The organism is Floricoccus tropicus (assembly GCF_001832905.1).
GTDB lineage: Bacteria > Bacillota > Bacilli > Lactobacillales > Streptococcaceae > Floricoccus > Floricoccus tropicus.
On the sequence record NZ_MKIR01000012.1, the window covers coordinates 385894 to 393964 of the forward strand.

At 32.0% G+C, this 8071-nt stretch carries 8 protein-coding genes and 7 tRNA genes; 1 reads left to right on the forward strand and 14 read right to left on the reverse strand.

Annotated elements, in window-relative coordinates; genetic code table 11:
• Positions 1-17: 17 nt before the first annotated feature.
• From BG261_RS05665 to BG261_RS05680, 5 genes are all read right to left on the reverse strand, one after another.
• Positions 18-752 (reverse strand): amino acid ABC transporter ATP-binding protein, encoded by a 735-nt coding sequence (locus BG261_RS05665; RefSeq protein WP_070792183.1) that lies wholly within the window; start codon positions 750-752, stop codon positions 18-20.
• Entirely contained in the window at positions 749-1435 is a 687-nt protein-coding gene (locus BG261_RS05670) for an amino acid ABC transporter permease (RefSeq protein ID WP_070792184.1), read from the reverse strand. The genes BG261_RS05665 and BG261_RS05670 overlap by 4 nt, the downstream gene beginning before the upstream one ends.
• A 102-nt stretch (positions 1436-1537) precedes the next feature.
• The gene (locus BG261_RS11675) at positions 1538-1672 is read right to left on the reverse strand and encodes a hypothetical protein (protein ID WP_267887295.1); all 135 of its coding nucleotides are present in this window, start codon (positions 1670-1672) and stop codon (positions 1538-1540) included.
• An 86-nt stretch (positions 1673-1758) separates the two neighbouring features.
• Complete coding sequence (locus BG261_RS05675) at positions 1759-2139, reverse strand: DUF4430 domain-containing protein (RefSeq protein ID WP_070792185.1); 381 nt, start codon at positions 2137-2139, stop codon at positions 1759-1761.
• Entirely contained in the window at positions 2136-2609 is a 474-nt protein-coding gene (locus tag BG261_RS05680; RefSeq protein WP_070792186.1) for a hypothetical protein, read from the reverse strand. Before BG261_RS05680 ends, BG261_RS05675 begins: the two co-directional genes overlap by 4 nt.
• 101 nt (positions 2610-2710) lie before the next feature.
• On the opposite strand from BG261_RS05680, the gene BG261_RS05685 reads away from it, so the two are divergent.
• Positions 2711-3607 carry a diacylglycerol/lipid kinase family protein gene (locus BG261_RS05685; RefSeq protein ID WP_070792187.1) on the forward strand — a complete coding sequence of 299 codons (897 nt, stop codon included), beginning with the start codon at positions 2711-2713 and terminating at the stop codon, positions 3605-3607.
• A gap of 51 nt (positions 3608-3658) precedes the next feature.
• Here the strand turns inward: BG261_RS05685 and BG261_RS05690 are convergent, their stop codons facing one another.
• From BG261_RS05690 to BG261_RS05730, 9 genes are all read right to left on the reverse strand, one after another.
• The gene (locus tag BG261_RS05690; protein WP_070792188.1) at positions 3659-4486 is read right to left on the reverse strand and encodes a transporter substrate-binding domain-containing protein; all 828 of its coding nucleotides are present in this window, start codon (positions 4484-4486) and stop codon (positions 3659-3661) included.
• 100 nt (positions 4487-4586) lie between these two features.
• The gene (uvrB, locus tag BG261_RS05695) at positions 4587-6575 is read right to left on the reverse strand and encodes an excinuclease ABC subunit UvrB (protein ID WP_070792189.1); all 1989 of its coding nucleotides are present in this window, start codon (positions 6573-6575) and stop codon (positions 4587-4589) included.
• Between the two features lie 118 nt (positions 6576-6693).
• Positions 6694-6781 (reverse strand) — tRNA-Ser (locus tag BG261_RS05700).
• Between the two features lie 666 nt (positions 6782-7447).
• A tRNA-Ser gene (locus BG261_RS05705) sits at positions 7448-7535 on the reverse strand.
• A gap of 54 nt (positions 7536-7589) precedes the next feature.
• Positions 7590-7663 (reverse strand) — tRNA-Ile (locus tag BG261_RS05710).
• A gap of 32 nt (positions 7664-7695) precedes the next feature.
• A tRNA-Gly gene (locus BG261_RS05715) sits at positions 7696-7766 on the reverse strand.
• 9 nt (positions 7767-7775) lie between these two features.
• Positions 7776-7848 (reverse strand) — tRNA-Phe (locus BG261_RS05720).
• A gap of 8 nt (positions 7849-7856) precedes the next feature.
• Positions 7857-7930 (reverse strand) — tRNA-Ile (locus BG261_RS05725).
• 22 nt (positions 7931-7952) lie between these two features.
• Positions 7953-8026 (reverse strand) — tRNA-Met (locus BG261_RS05730).
• Between the last annotated feature and the right edge of the window lie 45 nt (positions 8027-8071).

Genomic DNA, 8071 nt, shown 5'->3' on the forward strand with positions numbered 1-8071 from the left:
AAGTCTTAAAATACTAATTATAGAACTTTAGATAAGAAATCTTTTGTTCTCTCTTCTTTTGGATTTCCAAATATCTCCTCTGGACTAGCCTCCTCAATGATATGTCCTTGATCCATAAATAGGACACGATCAGCTACTTCTTTTGCAAATCCCATTTCATGGGTTACTATTACCATGGTCATACCTTCTTTAGCTAGTTTTTTAATTACTGCTAATACTTCTCCAACCATTTCTGGGTCCAAGGCACTTGTTGGTTCATCAAAGAGCATTACATCTGGCCCCATAGCCAGTGCGCGTGCTATAGCAACACGTTGTTGCTGTCCACCTGATAAACTCTGAGGATACACATCAGCTTTGTCAGCTAATCCTACACTTTCAAGTAATTTTAAAGCAATATTCTCTGCTTCAACTTTTGGCATATTTTTATTTTTTATAGGAGCTAATGTCAAATTATCTAAAACATTCATATTTGAAAATAGATTAAATGATTGAAAAACCATACCCATTTTTTCACGGTACTTAAATATATCGACCCCTTTACCTGCTAGATCTACCCCTTCAAAAATAACCTGACCTTCTGTTGGGACTTCAAGCATATTCATAGTACGTAAAAATGTTGATTTTCCACTACCAGAAGGACCAATCATGACAACCACTTCACCTTCAGAGATTTCAAGATTCAATCCTTTAAGAATTTCATTTTTCCCAAATGACTTATGAAGATTTTTTATTTCAATTATTTTCCTACTCATTTAACATACCCCTTTGACATTTTCTTCTCTACAAGATTTAAGAGCTGACTCGTAACAAAAGTAATCACTAAATAGAAGGAACCGGCAAATAATAGTGGTTCAAGTGCAATGTATGTTGTACTTGCAGTTGTTAATCCACCATTATAAAGCTCCATAACACCTATAGTAGACAAAAGAGAACTATCTTTAATAATAGTAACAAATTCATTACCAAGTGATGGCAGACTTATTCTAAATGCTTGTGGCAAGATAACACTTTTCATTGCCTGATTAGGACGAATTCCTAATGAATATGCAGCTTCCACTTGACCCTTTGGTACTGATAAAATTCCACCACGAATAATTTCTGCAACATAAGCACCACTGTTCATGCTAAGAATAATAATTCCAGGAATCAAACGTGAAAGATCAACATCTAGTATTCCAAATGTAAAAGTTGGAAGAAAGTTCATTTTAACACTTACAAAGAAAACCATGATTTGAAGAATCATCGGTGTCCCACGAAAAAGTTCAATATAAATATTTGCCAACCATTTTATTAGTTTAATCTTTGATAATTTAGCCAACGCAAGTAAAATTCCAAATATTGTACCTAAAAAAACTACGATAACAGAAATCCCAATTGTGATAACTGTTCCATCTGTAAAATATGGTAGGAATTTTGGAAGAAACGAAAAGTTCATGTATCTACCCCTTAATATTAATTAATTTTTATTCATTATAACATATTTAATGTATATTTATACATATTTTTGCATTTTTCTCATAAAATAAGAAGAAATTATTCATTTCTTCTTATCATTATCAAATTCATTTTCATCTATTTGATCGAAAATAAATTTCCCTGCTGCTATTGTTGCTACTGTTAGGACTGTTGAAAGGACCAATGACTTAGCTGCTTCTTTAATTATTCTATTCATGAATAAAACCTCCTAATTAACATAAATATACTTTTAAATCTTATAAAATGCAATTTTTAAGTATGTAAAAAATCCTTTCGGACTTTTTACATACTACCAAGTTCAAAGTATATCTTATCACCGTCTTTTAATTCTTGCTCACCAGCACCCTTATTAGCCATCTCACCGTTTAACTTATATAACCAGAATTTATTAGCTGACTCATCTTGCTTTACTCCATCAATTGCTGTGATGAATCCTTTACTTTCCTCCACCTGAACCTTTTCTCTTAAAACAGTTATTACCGTTGAATCAGCGTTAATAGGAATATCTTTAAATTCTTTTGTATTTTTTTCATCGAATTTAACTGTCAAATTTACTTTTCCAGTTTCTTCTTTATGTTTATCTGGTTCAGATTTCTTATTTGAACATGCTACTAAACTGATAACAAGAAAAAGCGATAAAGTTAAAGTAATTTTTTTTTTCATATTTTAAACCTTTCAAATATATTATAAATTAATGGATAAAAAATCATAGTACTTATTGCATGCATCATATCAAATCCCAATCCTGCCAAATAGAATGGCCAAAAACTTGCCTTAAAAATACATGCTGAGAATAATGATATTATAAAACCATAAAGCATAGTAAGCATACCTGCAATAATCATTTGATAAACAATTTTTGACATATACTTATAAGTAAATTTCCAAATAATCAATATTACTGCAAAAGAAATAACTTGGAATAGAACCATAATGCTCATTCCCATATATATTCCAGTAATAACCATAGTAAGTGTCATAACAATTATAGAATCATAAATTCCCCAAAAGACAACTGTAACCAAAAATAGTGCTGTTATAGGTTTTATGTTAGGAAATTGTGCAAATGCAAATCTAGAAACTACTGCTATAGCTACCAAAATTGAAATGCGAGAAATTTTTTTCACGTCCATTTAATAATTATACACAAAATAATATATTTATTGCAAGATAAATTATAATCTAGTAAAAAAAATTAACTTAATTCCAAGTTTTGTGTGATATAATTTTGAATATGAAGTATTACTTATTAATAAATCCCACATCAGGTGGTAATAGAGGACATAAGGTTGAAAAAACTTTATGTGAATTTCTAGATAAAAATAAAATTGAATATGTTAAGTATATTAGTCAAAGACCGAAACAAGAAAGAGAGCTTGCAAGAGACATTTCTAAGGTTATAAATAAGGAAGATATATTAATAATTATTGGAGGAGATGGAACTTTATCAAATGCTATAAATCAATTACCCATTGATTTACCTTTTGCGTACATTCCTGCTGGTAGTGGCAATGACTTTGCAAATAGCTTAAATATTTCAAAAAATCCAATTGAAAATTTCAAACAGATACAAAAAAAACAAATGACAGATATTTACATAATTAAATATGATAGTCCAAGTCTTTCTGGATTTGCTATCAATAATTTTGGTATAGGACTTGATGCAGCTATAGTCCATTCAACAAATTCTAGTAGACTAAAAAAATCACTTGCTAAACTAAATCTTGGTGGGCTAGCATATTTTTCTAATGCCCTAAAAGTACTTTTAAAAAAGAAACCATTTGATGTAAGAATTAATAACAAAGAATTTAAAAACGCATTTTTATTGACAGTAACAAGCCATCCATATTTTGGAGGTGGCTTTAAAATTGCTCCAAATGAATCTTCCTTAAAAGATAGTTTAACCTTAGTGGAGCTCCCTCGAATAAGTTTGATCGAAATATCTAAAATTATTCCTCAATTATTAAAAGGAAAACATTTAAATAATAAAAATGTTTTCCATACAGCTAATACATCATTTCAAATAGAAACATCTTCCCCTCAACCAATCCAGATTGATGGTGAAATGTTCCTTGCAACACCTTATGAATCAATTAATATGAACACTCAAAAAAGAGTAATAATTAGATAAATTAAAAAAAGTTGACTAAATAGTCAACTTTTTTTAATTTCAAATAATATTTTACTCAACTTGTTTTGCTTCTTTTGCTAAATCGTAGTTATCTTTAACACTCTTATTAAGAGAATCATCTTTTTTAAGATCAGCAATGATTTTATTTACTTCTTCTTGAAGAGTTTTACTACCTTTTGTCATTGCAATTGCATTACTTTCTTCATCATCAGATTTGAATGTAATATCTTTTATAACTTCTAAATCACTATTAGCTGCAACATAACTTTCAGCAACCATATTATCTAAAACAACAGCATCAACAGTGCCATTTTTTAGCTCATTAATCATAGCTCCTGACTTTGGAAGTGAAACAAGACTCGCGTCTTTAATTTCATTTTTTACAATGTCTTCTTGTATACTACCTTTTTGTGCTGAAACCTTAGCACCTTTAAAATCAGCAATTGTTTTATATTTATCTGAATTTGATTTTTTTATTACGACTATATTCTTAGTCTTATAATATTCATCAGAAAAATCAAATGCTTTTCTTCTTTCAGAAGTTGCAGTTAAACCAGAAATCGCCATATCAGCTTTTCCACTTGAAACACTTGCAAGTACATTGCTAAAGTCCATAGTATCAATTTTCACTTTTACACCAATTTTTTCAGCAATCTTATTTGCTAAATCAACATCACTACCTACAACCACATTTTTTCCATCTTTAATCATTTGAAACTCAAATGGAGCGTAGTCAGGGCTTAGAGCAACTACAAGTTCGCCTTTATCTTTTATTTTTTGTAAAGATTTATCGCCCTCTCCTGAGCTACTTTTACTTCCACAACCTACTAATGTCACAAGTGCTAATGAAGCTATTATTGCTGTAAATATTTTTTTCATAATCTTCTCTTTTCTGTATATTATTCTTTATATATTTATAATTATACAAATAAAAAAATTTTTGTCAATAAAAAAGTGAATAAATATTCACTTTTTTATTTTAATCCATTGCTTTTATTTCCATAATTGTATCTCTTATTTGTGCTGCTAACTCAAAATCAAGAATTCCTGCTGCTTCATTCATCTGTGTTTCAAGCTCTTTAACAGCATCTTTACGTTCTTTTTTATTCATTTCTGAATAATCAATAACTTCTTCTTCACCATCTTCAGTTTTACGAGTTATTACAATATTATCTCTAATTTCTTTGATAATCGTCTTAGGAGTTATTCCATGTTCCTCATTATATTCCATTTGAATTTTTCTTCTTCTTGCGGTTTCGCTAATTGCAATTTCCATACTGTTAGTCATCTTGTCTGCGTACATGATAACTTTACCTTCAGAATTTCTTGCGGCACGTCCAATAGTTTGTATCAAACTTCTTTCACCACGAAGAAAACCTTCTTTATCAGCATCCAAGATAGCAACTAATGATACTTCTGGAACATCAATACCCTCGCGGAGTAGATTTATTCCAACAAGCACATCAAATACACCAAGACGTAAATCTCTAATTATTTCAGTTCGCTCAAGTGTCTTAATATCACTATGAAGATATTTAACTTTAATACCCATTTCCTTAAAATAATCAGTTAAATCTTCTGCCATTTTTTTGGTTAGAGTAGTCACAAAAACACGTTCATTTTTATCAACTCTCTCATTTATTTCTCCAAGTAAATCATCAATTTGACCCATTATTGGTCGCACTTCAACAATCGGGTCCAATAGACCTGTAGGTCGAATAATTTGTTGAACTATTGTATCAGTTTGTTCAGCCTCATATGGTCCTGGGGTTGCAGATACATAAACTACTTGATGAACATGTTCCTCAAACTCCTCTAATCTTAAAGGACGATTATCTAAAGCAGAAGGTAGTCTAAATCCATAATCAACTAGCATTTGTTTGCGAGATCTATCTCCATTATACATTCCTCTGACCTGTGGCATTGTAACATGTGATTCATCTACCATTATCAAAAAATCATCAGGGAAAAAGTCTAAAAGAGTGTAAGGTGGTTCACCTTCTGCACGACCTTCCATGTGACGGGAATAATTTTCAACCCCATTTGTATAACCCATTTCTCTTAACATTTCAATATCGTAATTAGTTCTTTGTTCTAATCGCTGAGCTTCTAATAGTTTTCCTTCCTCATTAAAATGTTTAAGTTGTAGTTCAAGTTCATTTTGTATACGGGAAATCGCTTCTTCCATATGGTCATCATTAGTAACAAAGTGAGTTGCAGGGAAAATTGCCAGGTGATCAACTTCACCTAATACGTGCCCAGTCAATGCATCTATTTCTCTTATTCTATCAATCTCATCCCCAAAGAATTCTACTCTAAAAGCATGTTGATCACGGCTTGCTGGAAATACCTCAACAACATCTCCTCTAACTCTAAATCTACCACGTTGAAAATCAATATCATTTCGTTCAAACTGAATATCTACTAAACTATTTAACAGTTTATCTCGTGAAATTTCTTGACCAGGTCTTAGAGAAACAACACTGTCTTGATATTCATTTGGATTACCCAAACCATAAATACAAGAAACTGATGCTACAACAATAACATCATTTCTTTCAAGTAATGAAGACGTAGCGCTGTGACGAAGCTTATCTATTTCATCATTAACCGAACTGTCTTTTTCAATGTATGTATCACTTGAAGGAACATATGCTTCTGGTTGATAATAATCATAGTATGAAACAAAATATTCCACAGCATTATTAGGAAAAAATTCTTTAAATTCTCCATATAATTGACCAGCTAAAGTTTTATTATGGGCAATAACAAGAGTTGGTTTATTAACTTTTTGTATAACCTGACTCATAGTATAGGTCTTACCAGTACCAGTAGCACCTAGTAAAATTTGAGCTTTCTCACCGTTTTCAATACCTTCAACCAATTCTTCTATCGCCTGAGGCTGATCTCCAGCAGGTTCATATTTTGAATGAAGTTCAAATTTATTATTTTCTATTCTATCTATCATAGTTCCTCTTTATTATATTTACAATATTTATATTTCTATAAATAATATTTTTATTATAATTCTATTCTACCTTTTTAAAACAAAAAAAGCTATTGGATCAACTATCCAATAGCAGTTACGGAGAAGAAGGGATTCGAACCCCCGCACCGATTTCCCGGTCTAACGATTTAGCAAACCGTCCTCTTCAGCCTCTTGAGTACTTCCCCATGAAAATATTATATCAGAAAAATTTTTCCAATTCAATATCTAAAATTACAATCATATTAATCTCGCAAAATAATTACAAATAAAAAAATATAACTCTCTATAATTTCTAGTATAGGTAGCTAAAACCATTCACACTTTTTGATTTAAATAAAAAAGCGTATGACTCTCTGTTAGAATAGTTAATAATGACAATTACATGCCACAAGAGAAAAGACACATACCTAATAAAGATTCCATTAGAAATATACTAAGAGTTGAAGACTCAAAGATTACTTTTGTCCTTGCCTCATTAACTAGATTACCTCAGAGATATAAATGAAAGGTTGGTAAGAGAAACTGAATTAAACATGAATAATTCACCTCTGATATCCTACTTACTCCTGCGTTCAAATATAAAACCTATCTTAGATTAAAGAAATATAAAAAAGATGTGGTACTACTAAAAACGAGTGAAACTAATATTATTATGAAAAACAGTCATATATCTCAAAATGTCAAACACTCTACTGCTTACAGAGTTTCCAAAGCGTTCAAATTTTACTACAGCTTGCTAAAAATACCTTCCTAAACAAAAAAAAGTTGCACAATAATCATGCAACTCAAACTCAAATTAACTGAGCACATATTTGTTCAAAACTATAGCATAAATTATTCTATAGCTATTACGGAGAAGAAGGGATTCGAACCCCCGCACCGGTCTCCCGGTCTAACGATTTAGCAAACCGTCCTCTTCAGCCTCTTGAGTACTTCCCCATGAGAATATTATATCAAATATCTCTTTTTAACTCCAATATAAATCGAAGCTAGTGGGCACAAGTGGACTCGAACCACCGACCTCACGCTTATCAGGCGTGCGCTCTAACCAGCTGAGCTATGCGCCCTAATATATATATGGTATGAACTTTAAGTTCAAAGCGGGTGACGAGAATCGAACTCGCGACAACAGCTTGGAAGGCTGTAGTTTTACCACTAAACTACACCCGCTTATTAAAATGGCGCGAGACGGAATCGAACCGCCGACACATGGAGCTTCAATCCATTGCTCTACCAACTGAGCTACCGAGCCAAAAAGAATGGACCTTGCAGGACTCGAACCTGCGACCACTCGGTTATGAGCCGAGAGCTCTAACCAGCTGAGCTAAAGGTCCTACAAAGTAAAAATTAAAAATATAGCGGCAGAGGGGATCGAACCCCCGACCTCCCGGGTATGAACCGGACGCTCTAGCCAGCTGAGCTACGCCGCCATTTTGATAAAATATCAATCGGGAAGACAGGATTCGAACCTGCGA

Coding starts and splice junctions, on each gene's coding strand:
- BG261_RS05665 (WP_070792183.1), bottom strand. CDS start 752: ATGAGTAGGAAAATAATTGAAATAAAAAATCTTCATAAGTCATTTGGG.
- BG261_RS05670 (WP_070792184.1), bottom strand. CDS start 1,435: ATGAACTTTTCGTTTCTTCCAAAATTCCTACCATATTTTACAGATGGA.
- BG261_RS11675 (WP_267887295.1), bottom strand. CDS start 1,672: ATGAATAGAATAATTAAAGAAGCAGCTAAGTCATTGGTCCTTTCAACA.
- BG261_RS05675 (WP_070792185.1), bottom strand. CDS start 2,139: ATGAAAAAAAAAATTACTTTAACTTTATCGCTTTTTCTTGTTATCAGT.
- BG261_RS05680 (WP_070792186.1), bottom strand. CDS start 2,609: ATGGACGTGAAAAAAATTTCTCGCATTTCAATTTTGGTAGCTATAGCA.
- BG261_RS05685 (WP_070792187.1), top strand. CDS start 2,711: ATGAAGTATTACTTATTAATAAATCCCACATCAGGTGGTAATAGAGGA.
- BG261_RS05690 (WP_070792188.1), bottom strand. CDS start 4,486: ATGAAAAAAATATTTACAGCAATAATAGCTTCATTAGCACTTGTGACA.
- uvrB (WP_070792189.1), bottom strand. CDS start 6,575: ATGATAGATAGAATAGAAAATAATAAATTTGAACTTCATTCAAAATAT.